This window comes from Paenibacillus sp. 23TSA30-6, from assembly GCF_014858585.1.
Classification (GTDB): domain Bacteria; phylum Bacillota; class Bacilli; order Paenibacillales; family Paenibacillaceae; genus Paenibacillus.
Map to the genome: position 1 here is coordinate 43,853 of NZ_SLTL01000022.1, position 22,704 is coordinate 66,556.

21 protein-coding genes are annotated in these 22,704 nt (G+C 48.3%); all 21 read left to right on the forward strand.

The features are described from left to right. The first annotated feature begins 25 nt into the window (after positions 1–25). The 21 genes from ftsH to E0698_RS19005 all read left to right on the forward strand — a co-directional run bounded on the left by ftsH (position 26) and on the right by E0698_RS19005 (position 22,629). Positions 26–2,065 (forward strand): ATP-dependent zinc metalloprotease FtsH, encoded by a 2,040-nt coding sequence (gene ftsH / locus E0698_RS18905; protein ID WP_192512563.1) that lies wholly within the window; start codon positions 26–28, stop codon positions 2,063–2,065. A gap of 279 nt (positions 2,066–2,344) precedes the next feature. Continuing rightward, complete coding sequence (nadB, locus tag E0698_RS18910; RefSeq protein WP_192512580.1) at positions 2,345–3,958, forward strand: L-aspartate oxidase; 1,614 nt, start codon at positions 2,345–2,347, stop codon at positions 3,956–3,958. Then, entirely contained in the window at positions 3,948–4,838 is an 891-nt protein-coding gene (gene nadC, locus E0698_RS18915; RefSeq protein WP_192512564.1) for a carboxylating nicotinate-nucleotide diphosphorylase, read from the forward strand. The genes nadB and nadC overlap by 11 nt, the downstream gene beginning before the upstream one ends. Positions 4,839–4,844: 6 nt before the next feature. Further along, complete coding sequence (locus E0698_RS18920; protein WP_134911727.1) at positions 4,845–5,612, forward strand: type III pantothenate kinase; 768 nt, start codon at positions 4,845–4,847, stop codon at positions 5,610–5,612. 224 nt (positions 5,613–5,836) lie between these two features. Next, on the forward strand, positions 5,837–6,721 hold the full coding sequence (gene hslO / locus E0698_RS18925; protein WP_192512565.1) for an Hsp33 family molecular chaperone HslO: 885 nt from the start codon (positions 5,837–5,839) through the stop codon (positions 6,719–6,721). 20 nt (positions 6,722–6,741) lie between these two features. Next, positions 6,742–7,686, forward strand: a complete 945-nt coding sequence (locus E0698_RS18930) for a peptidyl-prolyl cis-trans isomerase (protein WP_192512566.1) — start codon at positions 6,742–6,744, stop codon at positions 7,684–7,686. Positions 7,687–7,903: 217 nt separating this feature from the next. Beyond that, complete coding sequence (gene cysK, locus E0698_RS18935; protein ID WP_134911724.1) at positions 7,904–8,842, forward strand: cysteine synthase A; 939 nt, start codon at positions 7,904–7,906, stop codon at positions 8,840–8,842. Positions 8,843–8,970: 128 nt separating this feature from the next. Continuing rightward, positions 8,971–10,593: an anthranilate synthase component I family protein gene (locus tag E0698_RS18940; protein ID WP_192512567.1), complete on the forward strand. Its 1,623-nt coding sequence runs from the start codon at positions 8,971–8,973 to the stop codon at positions 10,591–10,593. A 5-nt stretch (positions 10,594–10,598) separates the two neighbouring features. Beyond that, complete coding sequence (gene pabA / locus E0698_RS18945) at positions 10,599–11,174, forward strand: aminodeoxychorismate/anthranilate synthase component II (protein WP_044646054.1); 576 nt, start codon at positions 10,599–10,601, stop codon at positions 11,172–11,174. A 3-nt stretch (positions 11,175–11,177) separates the two neighbouring features. Beyond that, positions 11,178–12,074: an aminotransferase class IV gene (locus E0698_RS18950; RefSeq protein WP_134911721.1), complete on the forward strand. Its 897-nt coding sequence runs from the start codon at positions 11,178–11,180 to the stop codon at positions 12,072–12,074. Next, a complete protein-coding gene (gene folP / locus E0698_RS18955) occupies positions 12,071–12,937 on the forward strand; it encodes a dihydropteroate synthase (protein ID WP_192512568.1) in 867 nt (288 codons plus the stop codon). The genes E0698_RS18950 and folP overlap by 4 nt, the downstream gene beginning before the upstream one ends. Before the next feature lie 218 nt (positions 12,938–13,155). Beyond that, positions 13,156–13,518, forward strand: coding sequence for a dihydroneopterin aldolase (folB, locus tag E0698_RS18960; RefSeq protein WP_007428051.1), 363 nt, complete (start codon positions 13,156–13,158; stop codon positions 13,516–13,518). Positions 13,519–13,527: 9 nt separating this feature from the next. Beyond that, complete coding sequence (gene folK, locus E0698_RS18965; RefSeq protein WP_192512569.1) at positions 13,528–14,076, forward strand: 2-amino-4-hydroxy-6-hydroxymethyldihydropteridine diphosphokinase; 549 nt, start codon at positions 13,528–13,530, stop codon at positions 14,074–14,076. Then, positions 14,028–14,228 carry a helix-turn-helix domain-containing protein gene (locus E0698_RS18970; RefSeq protein ID WP_187644971.1) on the forward strand — a complete coding sequence of 67 codons (201 nt, stop codon included), beginning with the start codon at positions 14,028–14,030 and terminating at the stop codon, positions 14,226–14,228. Before folK ends, E0698_RS18970 begins: the two co-directional genes overlap by 49 nt. 46 nt (positions 14,229–14,274) lie before the next feature. After that, a complete protein-coding gene (gene dusB, locus E0698_RS18975) occupies positions 14,275–15,303 on the forward strand; it encodes a tRNA dihydrouridine synthase DusB (protein WP_192512570.1) in 1,029 nt (342 codons plus the stop codon). Between the two features lie 214 nt (positions 15,304–15,517). After that, positions 15,518–15,994: a transcription elongation factor GreA gene (greA, locus tag E0698_RS18980; RefSeq protein WP_134911717.1), complete on the forward strand. Its 477-nt coding sequence runs from the start codon at positions 15,518–15,520 to the stop codon at positions 15,992–15,994. A 109-nt stretch (positions 15,995–16,103) separates the two neighbouring features. Then, positions 16,104–17,630: a lysine--tRNA ligase gene (gene lysS, locus E0698_RS18985; protein WP_192512571.1), complete on the forward strand. Its 1,527-nt coding sequence runs from the start codon at positions 16,104–16,106 to the stop codon at positions 17,628–17,630. Between the two features lie 85 nt (positions 17,631–17,715). Further along, a complete protein-coding gene (locus E0698_RS18990; protein ID WP_192512572.1) occupies positions 17,716–19,053 on the forward strand; it encodes a TrkH family potassium uptake protein in 1,338 nt (445 codons plus the stop codon). Positions 19,054–19,352: 299 nt separating this feature from the next. Next, on the forward strand, positions 19,353–19,880 hold the full coding sequence (locus E0698_RS18995; RefSeq protein ID WP_192512573.1) for a hypothetical protein: 528 nt from the start codon (positions 19,353–19,355) through the stop codon (positions 19,878–19,880). Between the two features lie 505 nt (positions 19,881–20,385). Continuing rightward, a complete protein-coding gene (locus tag E0698_RS19000) occupies positions 20,386–21,156 on the forward strand; it encodes an enoyl-ACP reductase FabI (protein WP_044646065.1) in 771 nt (256 codons plus the stop codon). 12 nt (positions 21,157–21,168) lie between these two features. After that, positions 21,169–22,629, forward strand: a complete 1,461-nt coding sequence (locus tag E0698_RS19005; protein WP_192512574.1) for an AMP-binding protein — start codon at positions 21,169–21,171, stop codon at positions 22,627–22,629. Positions 22,630–22,704 lie beyond the last annotated feature (75 nt).

Here is a 22,704-nt window from a genome sequence, read left to right on the forward strand (position 1 = left end):
TAAGTGTTTCGAGAGGAGGTAGGGGATGAATCGGTTCATCCGGAATTCTGGTTTTTATTTGATTCTTTTTTTAGTTGTGGTGGGTATCGTTCAGTTTGTCAGCAACAGTAACGAAGCCTCCGATCTCCCTAGATATGACCAATTACGGCAAGAGGTTAAAGCTAATAATATCTCTAAAGTAACGGTCCAATTTGACGGTTACGCCTATCTTGTAACCGGTGCATATAAGAAGCAGCCGGCTAATGCCAAATCCACCAATTTTTCTGTGTATGTTCCGCCAACGGACTCTGCTTTAACCGAATTGGTTACCGCTAGTGAAACGAACGGGTTTGAATACGTACAGAAGAAAATGGAAGGCGAAAGCATTTGGCTAACGTTCTTGACTTCTATTGTTCCTTTGGTGATCATGTTCCTGTTGTTCTTCTTCCTGTTCAATCAGGCGCAGGGCGGTGGCGGCAAAGTTATGAACTTCGGCAAGAGCAAAGCCCGTCTTTATAACGAAGAGAAGAAGAAAGTTACCTTCGAAGACGTGGCAGGAGCCGACGAAGAGAAGCAAGAGCTTATTGAAGTCGTAGAATTCTTGAAGGACCCGCGTAAGTTCGCAGCTGTGGGCGCCCGTATTCCAAAAGGTGTCCTGTTAGTGGGCCCTCCGGGTACTGGTAAAACACTCTTGGCAAGAGCTGTTGCTGGCGAAGCCGGAGTACCGTTTTTCAGCATTTCGGGTTCTGATTTTGTAGAAATGTTCGTCGGTGTCGGCGCTTCCCGTGTACGGGATCTGTTCGAAAACGCGAAAAAGAATGCACCATGTATCATTTTCATTGATGAAATTGATGCTGTCGGACGTCAACGTGGCGCTGGATTGGGTGGCGGACATGATGAACGTGAGCAGACGCTTAACCAATTGCTCGTTGAGATGGATGGATTCGGAGCGAACGAAGGTATTATCATCGTAGCCGCAACGAACCGTCCGGATATTCTGGATCCGGCATTGCTTCGTCCGGGACGTTTTGACCGTCAAATTACAGTTGATCGCCCAGACGTTAAAGGCCGCGAAGCTGTGTTGTTTGTACATGCACGCAACAAGCCATTAACTAAAGATGTTAAAATGGATGTTATCGCGAAGCGTACAACAGGCTTTACAGGCGCTGATCTGGAAAACCTGTTGAACGAAGCTGCGTTGTTGGCAGCCCGTCGTGACCGTAAAGATATTTCGATGCGAGAAGTGGATGAAGCGATCGACCGTGTTATCGTAGGTACAGAAAAACGCAGCCGCGTAATCAGTGACCGCGAGAAACGGATTGTAGCTTATCACGAAGCAGGCCATACGATTATCGGCTTCTTCCTGGAAAATGCCGACATGGTTCACAAGGTAACGATTATTCCACGTGGACGCGCAGGCGGATATGTCATCATGCTTCCGAAGGAAGATCGCATGCTGACGACCAAGCAGGAATTGCTGGACAAAATCACTGGTTTGCTGGGTGGACGCGTATCTGAGGAACTGTTCATTGGTGAAATCGGAACAGGTGCCTACAGTGACTTCCAACAAGCAACAAGCATCGCACGCAGCATGATCGTGGAATACGGTATGAGTGAGAAGCTCGGTCCAATGCAGTTCGGTACTTCGCAAGGTCAGGTATTCCTTGGACGGGATATCGGTCATGAGCAGAACTACAGTGATCAGATCGCTTATCAGATTGACCAGGAGATGAATCGTTTCATCACCGAGTCTTATGAGCGTGCCAGAGAACTCCTGACCAAGTATTCCAAAGAGGTTCATTTGATCGCCCAAACCTTGCTGGTAGAAGAAACCTTGGAGCTTGAGCAAATTAAACGTTTGATCGAGACAGGTTCTTTGGACGGCAGCACGAATGAGGGGGAAGGTACACCGGAAAATGGTGAGCCTGTGATCGACAACATCGGAGACGTTCGTGTACGTATTCAAGGCAAGGATGACGAGCCAAAGAATACAACGGATCAACCGAATGATATTCCTAATCTGCAAAAGCCAGAGGACGGTAATAATTCGGGCAACTCTGGTGGTACTCCACCGACAACAACCTGATTATCAGGTTGACAGTTGAATAAGCGTAGATGAAAGCTCCGGAGAACCAGTAACGATTGGTTTTCCGGAGCTTTTTAAATACTGGAGAAATAGCTGAGGCGATTTGACAGACGAAGGAACGTTGTGTACATTTATTGTTAAATAAACGGCTGTTCGTGTTCTTAGCTTATACAAGCTGTCAGCCGCTGTAACCAACTTTCAATCCTTTTGAACATATACCGTGAGCGCATACTGTACAACCTATGGTGTGCGCTATTCTTCTGTGAAACAGGTGAAGGCATGATTCCAAGATATCTGGTTGATTTTGATGTAGCGGAATTACCCAAATACGAAGCCGACGCGATGATTATCGGCTCCGGCATTGCGGGCTTATATACGGCCATTAAGGCTGCGGAGAATCGGCGGGTGTTGCTAATTACCAAGAAGGCATTGTTGGAAAGCAACACCAAGTATGCGCAAGGCGGCATCGCCGCTGTCACTTCGGCTGAGGATGCACCCGCTTATCATATTCAAGATACTCTGATTGCAGGTGCAGGTCTGTGTGAACCGGAAGCGGTCAGGGCCCTTGTTCATGAGGGGCCAGGCGGTGTACAGGAATTAATACGTTTAGGGACGGCCTTTGACCGGGAGAATGGCGAACTTGCGCTGACACAGGAAGGCGCACATAGCCATCGGCGCATCTTGCATGCAAATGGGGATGCCACTGGCTATGAAATTGTTCGTGCATTGTCAGAGAAGGTCGCTGATCATCCCGCTATCGAGGTATGGAACGAGCATATGGTGATCGACCTGCTGACCGAGCATGGCGAGTGCATCGGTGCTCTGGTTCAAAAGCCGAATGGCGAACGATTATATGTCACTGCGAATGCAACGATTTTATGCTCCGGGGGCGGCGGACAATTATATCGATACACGACCAATCCCGATATCGCGACCGGGGACGGGGTTGCTATGGCATATCGCGCCGGCGCAGCTGTGCGGGATATGGAATTTATACAGTTTCATCCGACAGCTTTGTGTCATCCGGGCGCTCCAAGATTCCTGATTTCCGAAGCCGTGCGGGGCGAGGGGGCAGTGCTGCGCAATATTCATGGAGAGCGATTCATGGAGCAGTATGATTCCCGACAGGAACTGGCACCAAGGGATATTGTAGCTCGTGCCATCGTTCATGAGATGGAACGTACGCAGGCTTCGTTTGTATATCTGGATATTACACATGAGCCTTCTGAACGGATCAAGCAACGGTTTCCAACCATTTATCGGACATGCCTGTCCTTTGATCTGGATATAACGGCGGATTGGATTCCCATAGCGCCCGCTGCGCATTATATGATGGGCGGTATCCAGACCAATTTGTATGGAGAAACCACCCTTGCACGCCTGTTCGCATGTGGTGAGGTGTCTTCCACTGGTGTACACGGGGCTAATCGTTTGGCGAGTAATTCGTTATCTGAGGCGGTCGTATTCGGCAGCAGGATTGTCGAGCGGTTACATTCTTTACCGCCGCTGGCCGGTCATACGCTGATTTCCTACAATGACAACCGCGTGGACTCTCTTGCTTCGTCTATCATGGAGCAGCAGCTTAAGCTGCAAGAAACAATGGTTCATTATGTCGGAGTCCGTCGGAATGGGGAGGGGCTGCAAGCAGCACTGGATCAGCTACGGGGGCAGATGTCCGTTTTCAGCGCTGTCCTGACCAGTCGGGAAGAGATTGAGTTTGCCAATTTGCTCACCTGTGGTTTGCTGGTCACGGATGGGGCGTTGCTGCGTGAGGAAAGCAGGGGAGCACATTACCGTGACGATTTCCCTACAGCAGACGATGGCGTATGGCGCAAGCATGTCCAGCAGCGACGTGAGCAAGGGATAACGGAGGAATGCGTTCATGACATCTAACAGCGAGCATTATGGAGAGTTTAGCGGGTATCAGGAAGAACTGACAGCACAAATTCGCAGCTGGCTGCGAGAAGATACAGGATCGGGCGATGTGACCACGCGCTGGACCATCGAGCCGAATCACCAATCCAAGGCGGTAATCCATGCCAAGGAGTCTGGCGTTGTTGCGGGCTTGCCCGTGGCAGAACTCGTATTTCGGGTCGTAGACCCCTCGCTGTCCTTCACTCCACTGGTGACTGATGGGCAGTGGATTGAGCAGGGAACTGTTCTGGCAGAAGTGACAGGGAGTACCCATGCGATTCTGACGGGAGAACGTTTGGCTCTAAACTTGATTCAGCGGATGTCGGGCATTGCGACGCGAACCAAATCCTTTGTTGATCAGCTTCATGGACTCTCGACGCGCTTGGTGGACACACGGAAAACAACACCAGGGCATCGGCTGCTTGAAAAGTACGCTGTTCGTGTGGGTGGCGGTTCCAACCATCGGTTTGGCTTGTACGATGCCATTATGATTAAGGATAATCATATCAAGGGTGCGGGTGGGATTATACAGGCGGTGACCCGGGCACGTACCCATATTCCGCACACGATGACGATTGAAGTAGAGACGGAAAATATGGAACAAGTTCAGGAAGCGCTGAATGCCGGAGTGGATATTATTATGCTGGATAACATGTCCGTTCAGGACATGAAGGAAGCAGTTCGTTTCATTCGGGAACAAGCTCCACATGTCAAAACGGAAGCCTCAGGCAATGTATCGCTGGATACGGTGCGTGCGATGGCTGAGAGCGGCGTAGATGTGATTTCTGTAGGCAGGCTGACGTACTCTTTTCATAATCTGGATATCAGCCTTGACCTTAACGCAAAGAAAGATAGGTGACACCGATTGATTCTTGTAGTGGATGTGGGCAATACCAATATTGTGCTGGGGATGTATCAGGGGCGAGAGCTGCTGCATCATTACCGGATCAGCACCTCCAGACAGGCTACCGCAGATGAATATGGCGTGCTCATACATAATCTTTTTAGTATGGGCGGTGTATTGAAGGATGATATTAAAGGGGTCATTATCTCCTCAGTCGTTCCACCGCTGGTTCATGTGTTGGAGGAAATGTGCGACAAATACATAGGCAGAACACCCCTCATCGTCGGACCGGGAATCAAGACCGGTCTTAATCTGCGTTATGAAAATCCCCGGGAAGTAGGGGCTGACCGGATCGTGAACGCGGTTGCTGCTGTCGAGCGGTATGGCGGTCCTCTGGTTGTGGTCGATTTTGGAACGGCGACGACGTTTGATTGTATTGATGCCAAGGGAAACTACCTGGGTGGGGTCATTGTGCCGGGTATCGGGATATCGACGGAGGCGCTGTATCAACGAGCTTCAAAGCTGCCTCGCATTGAACTGGAAAAACCCAAGAAGGTCATCGGCCGCAATACGGTTCATGCTATGCAAGCGGGGATCATTTTCGGTTATGCAGGGCAAGTGGACGGTATTGTGGAGCGCATCAAGGAGGAAATGCAGGCAGAGCCTACGGTTATTGCTACCGGAGGTCTTGCCGAGTTAATTGCCTCGGAGACACGGAGCATTCAGAAAGTGTTGCCGATGTTGACGCTGGAAGGATTGCGTATCATTTACCAACGTAACGCTGAATAAAAAATGAATATAAGCCGCCGCCGAGGCCAGCCGGAGATGAAACCGGTTTGGATTGGCGGCGTTTTTCGTCTATACTGAAATATGTTACGTTTTTGAACGATTCGCGTGATCTGTAGATACAGGTTATTTATATAGCAGAAAATCATGCTTTGTAGTTATGCGGGAACACTTACTAACGAAAATAACAGCATATAGCTGCTCTGAGAATAGGGGAGGAACTCAATATGGAAAAGAAACAGGATCGACTTATTCGTGGTACAGCTATGGATGGAAGGGTCAGAGCCTTTGCGGTTCGGACAACAGAACTGGTGGAGGAACTGCGGAGAAGACATGATACGTATCCTACCGCCACCGCTGCTTTGGGACGAACGCTTACAGCGGGTGCCATTATGGGTTCTATGTTAAAAGGTAAAGAGCGACTGACCATTCAAGTTAAAGGTGACGGTCCAATTGGACAAATCGTCGTTGATGCTAACGCTGTAGGTGAGGTGCGGGGCTATGTGTCCGAGCCGCATGTACATTTGCCGAGTAATAGTATGGGCAAACTGGATGTAGCAGGTGCTGTCGGAACAGAGGGCTTTATTCATATCATCAAGGATTTGGGGTTAAAAGAATCCTATCGGGGCAGTACCCCGATTATTTCCGGCGAGCTGGGTGAGGACTTCACCTACTATTTTGCTAAATCGGAGCAGACACCTTCAGCAGTGGGTTTAGGCGTGCTGGTGGATACCGATAATTCGGTTATCGTGGCAGGCGGATTTATTATTCAATTGCTTCCGGGCTTGGATGATGATGAGATTACGGCCATCGAAAATGCAGTCGGCTCCATTCCGCCAGTTACAGCTCTGTTGGATCAGGGTTTAGAGCTTGATGAAATGCTGCGCTGGATGCTGCCGGACGTTCGGGTTCTCGACGAAATGGATATTCATTTCCAATGTGAATGTTCGCGAGAGCGTGTGGAAAAAACATTGATCAGCTTGGGAGAAAGCGAATTGGAGCAGCTGATTGAGGAAGAGGGACAGGCCGAGGTCGTGTGCCATTTCTGTAATGAGGCTTATCAGTTTAATAAAGACGAATTGCAAAATCTGTTAGATCAAGCCAAAGCCTAACCGGATGGGCGGTGCGAGCGATGACTACACGGGAGAAAGGATTATGGACTGCTGTCATTATCCTGACCGTCAGTGTCGCCGCCTTGGGTGGTCTTATCATGCTTCGCGGGCTGTTAAAGCCGGGTGATGTAACCAAGGGCGACGGCGATCATGCTGTGGCGGAAATGGGTCAGGAAGGCATATCGGAGGAGCAGTGGATTGCGGAGCTGAAAAAACGCTATGGAGCCACTACACTGTTACAAATGCTAAACCGCAAAGTTGTGGAGGCGGAGGCTGGGCGTCTCGGTATCAAGGTTACCCAAGAGGATTTGCAGCAGGTTTTGGAGCAAGATAGCAAAGGGTATGCTTCGGATCGCGCCTATTTTGAGGAAATGCAGCAACAGTTTGGCTTAAATCCGGATGATTTGCGGAGTGAGGCGGAATACCGGATTGGGTTGGAGAAAATAGCCACACAGGGTATTCAGGTTCAGGAAGCTGATATTGACCAGTACTGGAAGCAGCACCCGGAGGAATTTGCAGTCGGCAAGCAGATCAAGCTGGCAGCTATATACGCGACCCAAGCGGAGGAAGCTGAGATGCTGCTGGAACGGGTCAAGCAGGGAGAAAGCTTTGATACATTGCTTCAAGAACATTCCAGTCATCTTTTCGGCAGAGACAAAAGTGGACAGCTGGGATGGGTGGACGAGTATGATCCTTTTCAGCCGCAAGAGATTATGGAGGCAGCGAGAGAGCTAAGTTCCGGTGATGTTGCTGGTCCCATTGCAGTTAACGAGGGTTATGCCGTCATTTTTGTACAGGATATCCGCCTGGAAGCTCCCACGAACGAACAACAGATTCGACAGCGAATTCGTCGCTCACTTGCACTCGCTCAAGCTGCTCCTCTGGAAGAGGTAGAGAAAAGCCTGCGTGATAAATACGGGGTACGGATTTTGCCTGGAAAAGATATGCCATCCATTTCTCTATAAACAGAGTGAGCGATTCTTGGATTGAAGGAAGCGCGATGCTGAAAATCAGAGCTGGAGGAGTCGTGTATTTTATGGCTCGTATTGACAATGGATTTGAAGATTGTTATGATTATCGTGGAAAACCCACCTTTTTTATCGGAAATTAAAATCAGGATTGATTAACAATGTGATTCTGCAAAAAATTAATATAACATTCAATGTCAGGGAGGAACTTATCATGGCTAAAGTCGTCAATAACGTTACCGAACTTATCGGGGAGACCCCTCTCGTCCGTCTTAACCGGATCGTACCGGAAGATAGCGCAGAAATTTATTTGAAACTGGAATACCAGAACCCGGGGTCCAGTGTAAAAGACCGCATCGCGATTAGTATGGTGGAAGAGGCCGAACGTGAAGGACTGCTCAAACCAGGCGGTACGATTATTGAAGCTACCAGCGGTAATACAGGAATCGGCTTGGCCATGGTTGCAGCCGCGAAGGGCTACAAGGCAGTAATCGTTATGCCAGAAACAATGAGTTTGGAGCGTCGCAACTTGTTGCGTGCTTACGGAGCAGAACTTGTGCTGACACCCGGATCGGAAGGCATGAACGGATCTGTTAAGAAAATGGAAGAGCTGCTGAGTGAGAATCCGGAGTATTTTGCTGCCGAGCAGTTCAAGAACAAAGCCAATATCAAAATTCACCGTGAAACGACAGGTCCTGAGATCGTGGAAGCCATTCGCTCCATCGGCGGCAGCTTGGACGGTTTTGTAGCAGGGATTGGTACAGGCGGTACTATTTCTGGTGCAGGGGAAGTGCTTAAGAAAGAATTCCCTGAAATCAAAATCGTTGCTGTAGAACCGGCTGCTTCTCCAATCTTGGCTGGTGGTAAGCCAGGACCCCACAAAATTCAGGGAATTGGTGCCAACTTCATTCCTGAAATTTTGAACCGTGACATCTATGATGAAATTATTCATGTAGAAAACGATGAAGCTTTCGAAGTTGCGCGTACAGTAGCCAAGGAAGAGGGTATCTTGTCAGGTATTTCCTCCGGTGCGGCTGTTCATGCAGCTTTGAAACTGGCTAAAGAATTGGGCAAAGGCAAGCGCATTGTTGTCATCGTTCCAAGTAATGGTGAACGTTACCTGAGTACGCCACTGTATAATTTCGAACTGTAATTACGTTGTAATTGTGTATACTATATGTAAGGAGTCCCTCATTTCCCTGTTGTCAGGGGGGTGGGGGATTCTTTTTAAAAATTAGCATACAGAACTTTGCGCAAAGTAAGGGAAGGGGAAGCACACGCATGAAATCGACAGCTAGAGTAACGGAGGCACAGTGGCAGGCCTGGCAGAAGGAAGGATGGAGTATAATCCCATATATTGCTGAGTATCAGTTACCTGCGGACGGTTTACCGTTATCATGGCAGAAGGCATGGGAGAATTCGTCACCCTATGCCTTTTTACTGGAGAGCGCTAAAGGCGGGAGATACACCTATCTGGGCTTAAATCCGGTTGCTTTATTGGAAGGTAAAGGGGAACAGGCAGTCTGGACCGATCTAAAAAGCGGCAAGCGTGATCTCATACAAGGTCAGCCCCTGACAGTCATGAACGACTGGATCGCTCCCTACCGTGCGCCGCGCGTACCGGGTATTCCTTTTTTCACTGGGGGCTTTGCTGGTTATCTTGGCTACGATGTAGCTCGCTCACTGGAGCGCCTACCGATGCAGGCAGCAGACGATACAGGCATACCGGACTATGTATGGATGCAAGTGAACGAGCTATGGATCTATGATCATGAGGAAGGCCGTATTTATTGCGCTGTTCATACGCCCACACCTGTTCACTTGGATACCGTCAGTAGTAACACCGTCAATGTCGATGATGTCGCTTGGGATCAGCAGAAAGCCATACTTTCCGAATATTACGCAGAAGCTGTCCAGCGTGCAGAACGTATGCTGACCCAGTGGGAAAACATCATACAAGCCGGAGCATCTGACCCTGCTTATATTCGCCGTTGCGCAAGGCTTGCTGAAGAAGAGCCGTTCGCTACTCATCATGAAGCAGAAGGCTGGAAAGCAGCTTTCAACCAAGAGGACTTTGAACACGCCGTAATGCGCGTGCAGGAATACATTGCACAAGGTGACGTGTTTCAGGTAAACCTGTCGATTCGTCAGCAACGTACGCTGGTAGCCCAACCTGAGGATATCTATGAGTGGCTTCGCCTGCTGAACCCTTCCCCTTACATGGGCCTGCTGCGTATGCCGGATTTACGAATCGTCAGCGGTTCGCCGGAATTGTTGGTTAAGCTGGAAGATGGACGCGTCAGCGCACGTCCCATTGCAGGTACGAGAAGGCGAGGACTGACACCGGAAGAGGATAGCGCCATGGCTGCCGAGCTGCTATCGAGCGAAAAAGAGCGTGCCGAGCATATTATGCTCGTCGATCTGGAACGTAATGATATCGGCCGGATTGCTGAATACGGAACGGTGCATGTGCCGGAGTTGCTGACTGTCGAGTACTATTCGCACGTGATGCATCTCGTTTCTCAAGTAGAGGGCAAGCTGGCCGCGGGTCGTACCGCTTTAGATGTGATTGCTGCTACCTTTCCGGGGGGAACCATTACCGGAGCGCCCAAGGTGCGTACTATGGAAATTATTGAAGAATTAGAGCCTGTCCGGCGTGGTCCTTATACAGGGTCCATGGGATGGATTGACTATAACGGCAATATGGAATTAAATATTATAATAAGAACACTAGCTGTCAGAGGCAGCACGGCCTATTTACAGGCAGGTGCAGGCATTGTCATTGACTCAGACCCGTACAGGGAATATCGCGAGTGCCGAAATAAGGCAAGAGCCGTCATGAAGGCAGTACAATGTGGTGAAGAAGAAGCCGCTTTGAGCAAGAGCGGTATCACAGGAGGGTGAGTCGTATGATTTTGGTGATTGATAACTATGATTCGTTTACGTACAATCTTGTTCAGTACTTGGGTGAGCTTGGCGAGGAAGTAACCGTAAGACGGAACGATGAGATTGATCTGAAAGGCATAGAAGAGTTGGCGCCAGAGCATATTCTGATTTCGCCAGGTCCATGCACGCCGAATGAGGCGGGAATATCGCTGGACGTGATTAGCCACTTTAAAGGACGGATTCCGATCTTCGGCGTTTGTCTCGGTCACCAGGCCATCGGACAGGCGTTTGGGGGTCATGTTATCCGGGCTGAACGACTCATGCACGGCAAAACATCACCGATTCTCCACCATAATACATCGGTATTTGAAGGCTTGCCTTCCCCGTTCACAGCGACCCGGTATCATTCTTTGCTGGTGGAGCGCGAGAGCCTGCCTGAATGTCTGGAAATTACCGCTGAAACTGCGGAAGGTGAAATTATGGGCTTGCGGCATAAAGAGTTTGCCGTGGAAGGAGTTCAGTTCCATCCGGAGTCCATCATTACGGACCACGGACATCAACTGTTACGCAATTTCCTGAAACGCAAGGTAGGCGTCTGATTGATGAAATACATCGGAGTCAATGGCGCCCTCACGGAAGCCGCAGATGCCGTGATTCACGTAAGTGATCACGGCTTTTTGTACGGAATGGGCCTGTTTGAGACCTTCCGTACCTACAAGGGAGTTCCGTTCCTGCTTGATCGCCATTTGCACAGACTGGCAGAGGGCTGCCAGATGCTGGGCATTCCTTTTCAACCGGACAAGAACCAGCTTACCGAGCATATCCACAGTCTGATGGTCGCGAATGGTCTGAACGAAGCATATATCCGCTACACAGTGTCTGCGGGCGAAGAGATACTCGGCTTGCCGTCTGGTGACTATACGCGCCCTAACCATATTTTGTTCGCCAAGCCGTTACCCGCTACGCATATAGAAGCCGTGGGAACGACTGCCGTATCGGCGCTTCAGTTGTTGCGAACTCCGAGAAACACGCCCGAGGGCGAGATTCGTTTAAAGTCGCTCCATTATATGAATAACATTCTCGCCAAGCGAGAGCTTCAGCAGTACGTCACTGCCGTCCAGCATAAGGCTGAAGGCATGATGCTTACGGCAGACGGTTTCCTGGCAGAAGGAATGGTCAGCAACCTGTTTTTTGTCCGAAACGGTACGCTGTACACCCCAGACCTGTCCACAGGTATCCTGTCAGGGATTACACGTGGACTCATTCTAGAACTGGCGCAAGCGAGAGGTGTCCACTGTGAGCAGGGTCTATACCGTTGGGACGAGCTGCGACTGGCTGATGAAATATTTATGACGAATTCCATACAGGAAATCCGGCCTGTGAACCTGTTGCTGGAGCCGGATGGAACGACGTACCGGTTATCCGATGCCTGGACACAGACCGGTTCCATAACCGCTCTGCTGTTACACGATTACAGAGAGAAAGCAGGGATAAATTGAATATACCGACCATTTACCGACGAAGCTATCAGATGGGCGATGCCGAGCTTACGCTCGGAAATGCCACTCAGGTGATGGGTATACTGAACGTGACCCCGGATTCATTTTCCGATGGCGGATTGCACAATAGTCTGGAGATTGCTGTTTTACATGCCTTGAAGCTGGTGGAGGATGGAGCCGATATTATTGATATTGGCGGGGAGTCTACCCGGCCGGGGCATGATCCGGTAGGTGTGGAAGAAGAGCTGGCCCGTGTCATTCCGGTAGTACAGGCTATTCACCGTATTGCTCCTCACATTCCATTGTCTGTGGATACTTACAAAGCTGAAGTAGCCCGGCAGGCCCTTGAAGCGGGTGCGCATATCATCAATGATGTGTGGGGATTTAAGGCAGATCCTGACATGGCACATGTAGCTTCACAATTCGATTGTCCAGTCATTTTAATGCATAATCGTCATGACCGTAACTATAGCGATTTTATACCTAATATGATTGATGATTTAAAAGGAAGTATCGGATTGGCGCTGGAGGCAGGTGTACGTGCGGAACAGATCATTTTAGATCCCGGCATCGGGTTTGCCAAAGATTACGACGAAAATATTCATGCTATGACTTCTCTGGATACGCTAAGTCAGTTGGGTTATCCGCTGTTATTAGCGACGTCACGCAAAAGATTTATCCGTACAGCGCTGGATTTGCCTGTAGATGATGTAGTTGAGGGTACAGCAGCTACTGTCGCCTTTGGCATTGCCCAAGGCTGTCAGATAGTGCGTGTACATGATGTTGCGCAAATCAAACGCACGGTACGGATGTGTGATGCGATGGTGTACGGGTCCAAAAATGCACTGAGTTATGGCGGGTAAAGCCCGCTTCACGAATCATTTGATCCTGCGATCGCTGTTGCAACGGGATTCTTTGAATTGGTAAAACATGTAGAGGTAAAAATCCCATTGCAAAGGCGAGCGCTACGCTTCTTCGGATTCAAATAATTCGCTACGCTACTGCCCGCATAAAGTCACTGCATTTTCAGAAAAAAATTTATTATAAAAAAATTCAATTAAAAAAGAGGGGCTTATTACCGGTGGATAAAATGGTTTTGCATCGCATGGAGTATTATGGATATCATGGCGTTTTTCCTGAAGAGCGCAAGCTGGGACAGCGTTTCTACATTGATTTGGAACTGGAGCTTGATCTGCGTGAGGCGGGCGAGCAGGATGCATTGGACAAAACGGTTAATTACGCTGAGGTGCATTACACCGTTAAAGATATTGTAGAAAAGGAATCTTACCAATTGATTGAAGCTTTGGGCGAACGTATTGCATCTTCCTTACTGGACACTTATACTAGTGTCAATGCACTGACTGTCAAAGTCACAAAGCCGCATCCGCCGTTCGATATTCATTTTGAGGGCGTGACGGTTGAGCTTTATCGCGCAAGAAAGTAGGAACGGTACATGAACGCACATTCGACCTCTGAGGCATCAGAGGCTTATATTGCTTTAGGGGCTAATTTGGGGGATCGTGAGCATACCCTGTATGAAGCCATCACGGCGCTGGACGAACATCCGGGTATACGGGTGCTGCGTTGCTCCAGCCTGTACGAAACAGAGCCTGTCGGGTATCTGGATCAGCCTTCTTTTCTAAACATGACAGCAGCCGTATCCACAACACTTGCTCCAGAAGAGCTTCTGACCTTCATGTTAGAAGTAGAGAGCCGTCTGGGTCGAGTAAGACATATTCCTAACGGTCCGCGCACCATTGATTTGGATTTGTTATGGATGGAAGCGGTGGAGCTCGCTACAACGGATTTGGAGCTTCCTCATCCCCGCATGCTGGAGCGTGCTTTTGTGCTTGTCCCATTGGCTGATATCGTTCCGAACCAAGATCCATCCGGCCTGTACAGTATCGTGCATACCGCATTGAAATCATTGGATGGAAAGGACGGCATACAGTTTTGGAAAACATGCAGTTGGCACAACGGCTTCGCGCCTTTCGGAAGCTAAAAGGATTTACGCAGCAGGAGTTGGCTGAGCGAACTGGCATATCGTTGGCCATACTGGGTGCTGTGGAACGGGGCAATCGAACAATAGAGCCTGACATGCTGAACCTTATTGCCCAAACCCTAGAAATACAAGTCCGGGAACTGACGGAATGACGATAAGTACACCATATACAAGTATGAATAAAGGAGTGAACAGAGAATGTTGAAAATCGGCGGTATTGAAATGAAAAACCAGGTCGTCCTGGCTCCGATGGCGGGCGTGTGTAACCCTGCTTTCCGTCTGATTGCCAAGGAATTTGGCACAGGCTTGGTATGCGCAGAAATGGTTAGTGACAAGGCGATCATTCACGGCAACAAGCGCACCCGTGAGATGCTGTTCGTAGATGAGCGCGAGAAGCCGCTCAGTCTGCAAATTTTTGGGGGAGACCGTGAATCCTTGGTGGAAGCGGCGAAGGTTGTGGATCAGGAGACGAACGCAGATATTATTGACATCAATATGGGCTGCCCGGTTCCGAAGGTAACCAAATGTGATGCGGGTGCCCGCTGGCTGCTTGATCCGAATAAAATTTATGAAATGGTATCCGCAGTCGTGGAATCCGTTAGCAAACCTGTTACCGTGAAAATGCGTATTGGATGGGACAGCGAGCATATTTATGCCGTAGAGAACGCCCGCGCCGTAGAACGTGCCGGAGGTCAGGCTGTCAGCGTACATGGTCGTACACGGGAGCAATTGTATACGGGACATGCGAACTGGGATATTATAAAAGAAGTTAAAGAAGCAGTTTCCATTCCTGTAATCGGAAACGGGGACGTGGCAACACCGGAAGATGCCCGCCGGATGCTGGATTTGACCAACTGTGACGGTGTTATGATCGGACGCGGCGCTCTGGGTAATCCTTGGATGCTGTACCGTACGATTGAGTATTTGCAGACAGGGAAGCTTTTGCCTGATCCTTCACCGGAAGAAAAAATCCGCATTGCCATTCTGCATATGGATCGTCTGGTGGCATTGAAGGGTGAAGCTGTGGCTGTACGCGAAATGCGTAAGCATCTGGCCTGGTACCTCAAAGGACTTAGAGGCTCTGCACGCATTAAGGACGTTGTTATGGAAGAAACGAAACGTGATGATATGGTACGTATTTTGGATGGTTTTGTATCCGGACTACACACGGTAGAAAATAATGAACATTCCACAGAGGCTGTTTCTCCTGCCGCCGTTGCGCAATAAGGAAGCTGTTTCTGCCTTTGTATGTGATTGACTTTTCCAATTACTTGCCCTATAATCGTTCAGTATAAAATCTTGATGTATGCTACAAATTGTATGCAGCTCTCAAGACAACAGCAGGAAATGTTCTCATTCCCTCAGAGTGGCATATTATGTTTTGAAAGCGTGCATTCCGATGCACTTTTAAACTTTTCCCATGACAGGAGAATCGGTTAAGATGAGCGATAAAGCAGTCATTCTGACACAGGAAGGTCTTAGAAAGCTCGAAGATGAGCTTGAGAACCTGAAGTCTGTCAAACGCCGTGAAGTGGCGGAACGGATTAAGGTAGCTATCGGATACGGGGATATCAGTGAAAACTCCGAGTATGAGGATGCGAAGAATGAGCAGGCTTTCATTGAAGGCCGTGTAATTACACTGGAAAAAATGCTACGCAATGCCCGCATTATCAATAGTGATGAAATTGAAACTGATGTTGTGGGAGTAGGCGCAACCGTGACCGTTGAGGATATGGAATTCGGAGATGTTACAGAGTATGCGATCGTAGGTTCAGCTGAATCGGACCCGCTACAGAATAAAATCTCCAATGAAAGTCCGCTTGGCAAGGCAATGCTTGGTAAGAAAAAAGGAACTGTTGTGGATGTTACCGTTCCAGCAGGCGTTATACAATATAAAATCGTGGATATCAAAAAATAAGACACGGACTTTGGAATTGAATGTAAAAGCTTCCTTGGGGAAGCTTTTTTTCTCACACCCGGACGGACCCCGGCCCGTCTATTCATATTGAAGGAGCTGATTTAGCACCATGTCGGATGAAACTACTAACCAGGAACCTCAAGAAAATCGTGAGGAACTAAGCGAACTGCTGCAAATTCGCCGCGCCAAATTGGACGAGCTTCGCTCGTTGGGCATTGACCCTTTTGGTCGTAAATACATACGCACAGCTGAGGCGGGTGTACTGCTAAGCAAGTATGACAGTCTGACTAAGGAAGAACTGGAAGAAAAGAATATTGAAATTAGCATTGCAGGCCGTATTATGGCCAAACGGGTTATGGGGAAAGCCAGCTTTGCCCATGTACAGGATCTCAGTGGACGTATTCAAATCTATGTTCGTCAAGATACCGTGCCGGAAGCCAAATACAAAGCATTCGGTATTTTGGATCTGGGCGACATTGTGGGGATTAAAGGCGTACTGTTCAAGACCAAAACAGGCGAGACCACCATTAAGGTGCTGGACCTTGAGGTATTGTCCAAATCGTTGTACCCATTGCCGGAAAAATATCATGGTCTGAAGGATGTTGAGCTGCGCTACCGTCAGCGCTATGTCGATCTGGTTATGAATCCGGAAGTACAAAAAACGTTCATTACACGTTCCCGTATTATTCAATCCATGCGCCGTTATCTGGACTCGCTCGGTTATTTGGAGGTTGAAACGCCAACACTGCATTCCATCGCAGGTGGGGCGGCGGCCAAGCCGTTTATTACACATCATAATGCACTGGACATGCAGCTATATATGCGTATTGCCATTGAACTTCATCTGAAACGACTGATTGTCGGCGGATTGGAGAAAGTATATGAGATCGGTCGCGTTTACCGTAATGAAGGTATATCCACTCGCCATAACCCTGAGTTTACGATGATTGAGCTGTATGAAGCGTATGCTGACTACCAGGACATCATGCAATTGACGGAAAACATGGTGGCTCACATTGCGCAAGAAGTGCTTGGCACACAGCGTATTCATTATCAGGGCCAGGAAGTGGACCTGACGCCGCAATGGCGCAGAGTATCTATGGTTGATGCGGTTAAAGAAGTAACAGGCGTGGATTTTGGCGCACAATTGAGCAATGAAGAAGCTCATCGCCTTGCGAAAGAGCATAAAGTGCCGGTAGAGCCGCATATGACCTTTGGACATATTCTGAATGCCTTCTTCGAACAATTTGTAGAGGAAACACTTATTCAACCGACCTTTATTACCGGGCATCCGGTTGAAATCTCGCCATTGGCGAAGAGAAACGAACAAGATCCACGCTTTACGGATCGCTTCGAGTTGTTTGTTGTAGCTCGTGAGCATGCTAACGCATTCACTGAGCTGAATGATCCGATTGACCAACGTCAACGTTTTGAAGCACAATTGCTGGAACGTGAGCACGGCAATGACGAGGCTCATGAAATGGATGATGATTTTATCCGTGCCTTGGAATACGGCATGCCGCCAACAGGCGGACTGGGCATCGGCATCGATCGCTTGGTTATGTTGCTGACAGATGCTCCTTCCATTCGCGATGTGCTGCTTTTCCCGCATATGCGTAACCGTACGGTAGAATAACATAAATTATGAATATAGAGGATCAGCCGGGCTTCCCGTGTCTTGTTCCTCTTTTTCATAAGAACGGATGGAGAGAAAACTTCTAATGAAACGCAGCGTCAAGCTAACCCGGTTTGCATCCCCTCCTTTTATATTGGTCATCGGATATTTGCTGATTATTGCATTAGGCACTTTACTGCTGATGCTTCCTATATCCAATCATAGCGGGCATGCTCCACATTGGATTGATTCGCTTTTTACGTCCGTCTCCGCTGCCTGTGTCACAGGATTAGTCGTGGTTGACGTTGATTCAACCTATACGATGTTTGGAGAGACCGTTATTATGGTGCTGATGCAACTGGGCGGACTTGGTTTTATGACCTTGGCGACATTGTTTGCGTTGCTGTTGGGGCGTCGATTGTCGCTGAAGGACCGACTGCTGCTCAAAGAAGCTATTAGTGCCGACAGCATGGAAGGAATCGTGCGTATTATCCGCAAGGTGCTGATCTTCTCTTTTACCATTGAGGCAATAGCTGCCGTAGTCATGGCTTTGCGGTGGATGAGGGAGATGCCCGTCGGACAAGCGATATACTACGGAATATTCCATTCGGTATCTCTTTTTAATAACGGGGGATTTGACCTGTTCGGAAGCAGCTTCCAACGGTATGCCGGAGATTTTGTGTTCAATATGATTGCATCTGTGCTTGTCATTTCAGGGGGATTGGGCTTTCTTGTACTAAGTGATCTGTTCGATTTTCGCCGCACCCGGAGACTGAGTCTTCACTCCAAAATGGTGTTAAGTGTGTCGGGTGGGCTTATTGTGATTGGTGCGCTGGTCATATTTATTTTTGAGTTTACCAATGCACGAACCTTGGGCTCAATGAACTGGGAAGAAAAAGTGTACGCATCTGTCTTTCAGTCCGTTTCCACTCGATCATCGGGTACCAGCACAGTAGATATCAGCGGGTTAAGGCAGGCCAGCCAGTTTTTTATTATGTTGCTGATGATTATCGGTGCTTCTCCGGGCTCCACCGGGGGAGGAATCAAAACGACTACGTTCCTGCTGATGGTTGGCGCCCTAATTGCCGTCATGCGGGGACAGAAGGAAATTGTGTTCTTTCGCCACCGGGTTCCTAAAGATATTATGATGCGTGCGCTGACCATTATTGTATTGGCGCTATTCATCTTCTCCATTGTGGTCATGCTGCTCTTAATGACAGAGGATGCGCCTTTTCTCTCACTTGCGTTTGAGGCTGCCTCTGCGATCGGAACGGTGGGCATGTCGGTAGGTGTGACCCCGGGACTGTCTGATGCGGGAAAGCTGATTATTTGTGTGACCATGTTCATAGGCAGAATTGGGCCGCTTACGATTGCTTATGCCATTCGTCCACGCTCTACCAAAACGCTGTACCGCCGTCCCGAAGGACATATCGTGATTGGATAGCTCAATAGTGTAAAAAGATAAAAGATGCACCCGTGCTGATTGACACGGGTGCATCTTTTTTCATTTTGCATCATCATCGTCTAATGTGCAGCATATCATGAAAAGTATCCAATTTGAGAAAATGAGGCACCATGGACTTGACAGAGACTATTTTTTTGTAGAAAAAAGGCTATTTGTTTCCTTTTATGTAATTATAGACAAGATACTAGGAATATTATGTATAATATTGTATGATAGTGGGCATGGAAGGGGGATAGCTGAGGGGTTTACCAATTTCAATTTGAAAGGAATTATCTATTATGTATTTATTTATTATTAGTGCTGAAGTTTTATTCTGGGTTTTTGTTGTTTTAGGGTTGATCGCAAGATATATGTTTGGCTTAAAGAAATTAGGCGGTCTTCTTTTACTGTGTACTCCTATTATTGATGTCCTGTTACTGATTGCGGTGTTCATCACGGTGAGCAGCGGCATGGAGATTACGACTGCTACTGGCCTGGCGGCTTGCTATCTTGGCATTACGGTGGCATTTGGTCATAGGTTAATTAAATGGGCAGATGTGCGGTTCTCTCATTGGTTTGGCAAGGGACCGAAGCCCGAACGCAAATATGGGGCTGCTCATGCAAAAGAGGAACGGACGGGGTGGTTGCTTCACCTGTTGGGCTGGGTCATTGGCAACGCTCTACTGTTTGCTATCATTGTGTATGTAGATGATCCACAGCGTACGGTTTCCTTGGATGGCATTATGAGTACATGGGCAATCGTTCTGGTAATCGACTTTATTGTTTCCTTTAGCTATACTTTGGCTCCAAAGAAAAATAAGGCGTAGCCCTCAGCACACTCGGATGAAATAAGACCGATCAATCAGGATGTTCAAATCGGAAGGGACATTGATGGTAAAAAATGAAGTTGTCACTTCCTGTAGTTTGCTGAGTCCGTCGCTATTGTGGGGAGCAAAAAATAATATTTTTACACTACTCTCGCTTTGACAGTCACCTCATTTTTGCCTCTCTACCTTTTCACTCGTATGGATTCCTTCCGATTTGAACACAGACCAACAGAAGCAGTTCAGATTATTTTTTCGTGAGCTGACAGACAGCACGCATCATGTGTTCTCCTGACCTTTTTAAGAAGGAGAGTAATAAGATGATTTTATGTCTTGCAAATATTTATGAATTTTAGATGAATTCTTGAATCTGCGTAAAACGTCGATTGTTTAACTTTGGCAACTAACATGATAATATTCCAGAAAAGATTACATATGTCTATATATGTAGACATACGAAATTAAGTTGTTTTTTTGTCGAAAAATGTAAATGAGAAAGGTGGTTTCTGTGGCAGCACTGCTGAGTGGTAAGAACATTTTGATTATGGGCGTGGCTAATAACAGGAGTATTGCCTGGGGGACAGCCCAATCTTTAGCTGCTGAAGGAGCAAGGCTCATTTTTACTTACGAAAATGAGAGGGTCGCAGATCGGGTGCTAAAGCTCGTTGAAACGATTCCGGGGTCCATTGTCTGTCCCTGTAATGTACAAAGCAATGAAGAATTGGATGCACTGGCGGATTTTCTAAAGGAGAAAGTAGGCGTCCTGCATGGTTATTTTCACAGTGTTGCCTATGCTAAGGCTGAGGATTTGGACGGCCTGTTCGTCGACACTTCTCGCGAGGGATTCGCCATTGCTCAAGAAATCAGTGCCTATTCTTTGGCTGCTGTTTCCCGACGAATTTACCCGCTGATGACGGAGGGTGGAAGTATCGTCACCATGACGTATATTGGCGCAGAACGAGCGATCAAGAATTACAACGTTATGGGTGTGGCGAAGGCTTCACTGGAAGCAAGCATGCGCTATCTGTCGAACGATCTGGGTACTTATGGTATTCGTGTCAATGCGATTTCGGCTGGTCCCATACGGACTTTAGCCGCATATGGGATTAAGGATTTTAGCACGATGCTAAAGCATATTGAAGAGACGACGCCCCTACGCAAGACGGTCGACACGTCCGAAGTTGGAGATACCGCATTATTCCTATTTTCCCATTTATCGAGAGGCATTACGGGAGAAGTTATCCATGTTGATGCAGGATACCATATTACGGGAATGTAAGGAGGGAACGCTGTGCTTGTTACGCATACGGATTGCCGTATTATCTCACCTGAAGGGATTATGACAAGGGAGCGTCTGGAGCGGGATGTTACGATCTTCTCCCGTATGTTGGCTCTCCGGGGAATTCCTGAAGAAGGCAGAGTGATTCTGAAAGCGGCCAATTCTTATTATTTTGTTGTGTCTCTGTTCTCCCTGTGCAACATTGCTGTTTCGGTGACTGTAGTGGACGAGCAGACCGTGCTTGATGAAATAGCTCAAATTTACGACGAAGCGGGTGCCTGCTGTATCCTGACCGATTGCGATCCAGGACTTTCTCATGCTTCTGTTATTCTGATTCAAGATCTAATCCAAGAAGAAGCAGTACACCCACATTGGGTTGGAGAGCCGGAGATCCATGGCATCGACTTTAACAAGTGGTGCGAGAGATCGGATGCCCTCATTCTGTATTCTTCAGGTACGACGGGAAAACCCAAGGGAATCGTGAAAGCTGGTTCAGCTTTTATGGAGAATATCAGGCATTCCATACACGCCATGAACTACCTGCCGTCTGACCATATGCTCCCCGTTGTGCCTTTCTCTCATTTTTATGGAATCTCACTTATCTTCTCCTGGTGGTTAACCTCATGTTCTCTCATCATTTGCAATCCTAAAAACCTCTGGAGCGTCATTGCAAGTATTACGAAGGACCGGGCGACGGTCGTAGACGCTAACCCCTCGGCTTTTTACACCTTGTTGCGTATGCTAAACCGAAAACCCGAACAACTGGAAATGGTCAAGGAAGCTCCGGTGCGCATGTGGTGCGTAGGCGGTTCTCCACTTACCCAAGACCTCGAAGAGAAATTTAACAACATATTTGGACAGCCCTTGCTGAATGGTTACGGCCTTTCTGAATTGGGCAACGTTACGCTGGGGACGCTGGAGTGTCCACAAGGTTGTGGCAAGCCGTTGCCGGGTGTGGATCTGAAAATACTAGATGCTGCTGGCGAGCAGCAGGCGGACGGCATCGTAGGCGAAGTGTGGATACGCAGTGCGGGATGCATGGAAGGCTACCTGAATCGTCCAGACCTGACGCAGTCGGTTCTTCAGGACGGCTGGTTCAAGACGGGCGATCTGGGCTACCTGGATGACGAAATGCTGTATGTCATTGGTCGCAACGGTAAGACGGTCAACCGGATGGGCTATATGGTATCTCCGGTCTATATCGAGGACCGGATTGGTTCGCTAGGTTACCGATCCTGCGTGATCACCTTGGAGGACGAGGCGAAAGGGACATTGCTTGTTGCATTCATCGAAGGCGAATCCCCGCAGGCTTTGTCTGTACTCCGCAAAGAGATGAATCGGGTACTTCCTTCATACATGTTTCCCGATCTTTTGCTTCTGCTCGCCCATTTTCCTTTAAATCGCAATGGAAAAGTAGATCGGCTGGAGATGGAGCACATTGCCCTGGAGAAAGCTGCTTCTCGCAAAGTGTAAGTGTTGAGTAAACGGAGGCCCTATCTGGTTTATAGAGTATCCTGGCAGAAAGAAAAGATGTCTAACAAAAACTGC

Excerpts from the sequence above, each read along its gene's own strand:
- nadB (WP_192512580.1), top strand. The coding sequence starts at position 2,345 with ATGATTCCAAGATATCTGGTTGATTTTGATGTAGCGGAATTACCCAAA.
- E0698_RS18930 (WP_192512566.1), top strand. The coding sequence starts at position 6,742 with ATGACTACACGGGAGAAAGGATTATGGACTGCTGTCATTATCCTGACC.
- pabA (WP_044646054.1), top strand. The coding sequence starts at position 10,599 with ATGATTTTGGTGATTGATAACTATGATTCGTTTACGTACAATCTTGTT.
- ftsH (WP_192512563.1), top strand. The coding sequence starts at position 26 with ATGAATCGGTTCATCCGGAATTCTGGTTTTTATTTGATTCTTTTTTTA.
- lysS (WP_192512571.1), top strand. The coding sequence starts at position 16,104 with ATGTCGGATGAAACTACTAACCAGGAACCTCAAGAAAATCGTGAGGAA.
- greA (WP_134911717.1), top strand. The coding sequence starts at position 15,518 with ATGAGCGATAAAGCAGTCATTCTGACACAGGAAGGTCTTAGAAAGCTC.
- dusB (WP_192512570.1), top strand. The coding sequence starts at position 14,275 with ATGTTGAAAATCGGCGGTATTGAAATGAAAAACCAGGTCGTCCTGGCT.
- nadC (WP_192512564.1), top strand. The coding sequence starts at position 3,948 with ATGACATCTAACAGCGAGCATTATGGAGAGTTTAGCGGGTATCAGGAA.
- cysK (WP_134911724.1), top strand. The coding sequence starts at position 7,904 with ATGGCTAAAGTCGTCAATAACGTTACCGAACTTATCGGGGAGACCCCT.
- E0698_RS18995 (WP_192512573.1), top strand. The coding sequence starts at position 19,353 with ATGTATTTATTTATTATTAGTGCTGAAGTTTTATTCTGGGTTTTTGTT.
- E0698_RS18990 (WP_192512572.1), top strand. The coding sequence starts at position 17,716 with ATGAAACGCAGCGTCAAGCTAACCCGGTTTGCATCCCCTCCTTTTATA.
- folK (WP_192512569.1), top strand. The coding sequence starts at position 13,528 with ATGAACGCACATTCGACCTCTGAGGCATCAGAGGCTTATATTGCTTTA.
- E0698_RS18940 (WP_192512567.1), top strand. The coding sequence starts at position 8,971 with ATGAAATCGACAGCTAGAGTAACGGAGGCACAGTGGCAGGCCTGGCAG.
- E0698_RS18950 (WP_134911721.1), top strand. The coding sequence starts at position 11,178 with ATGAAATACATCGGAGTCAATGGCGCCCTCACGGAAGCCGCAGATGCC.
- hslO (WP_192512565.1), top strand. The coding sequence starts at position 5,837 with ATGGAAAAGAAACAGGATCGACTTATTCGTGGTACAGCTATGGATGGA.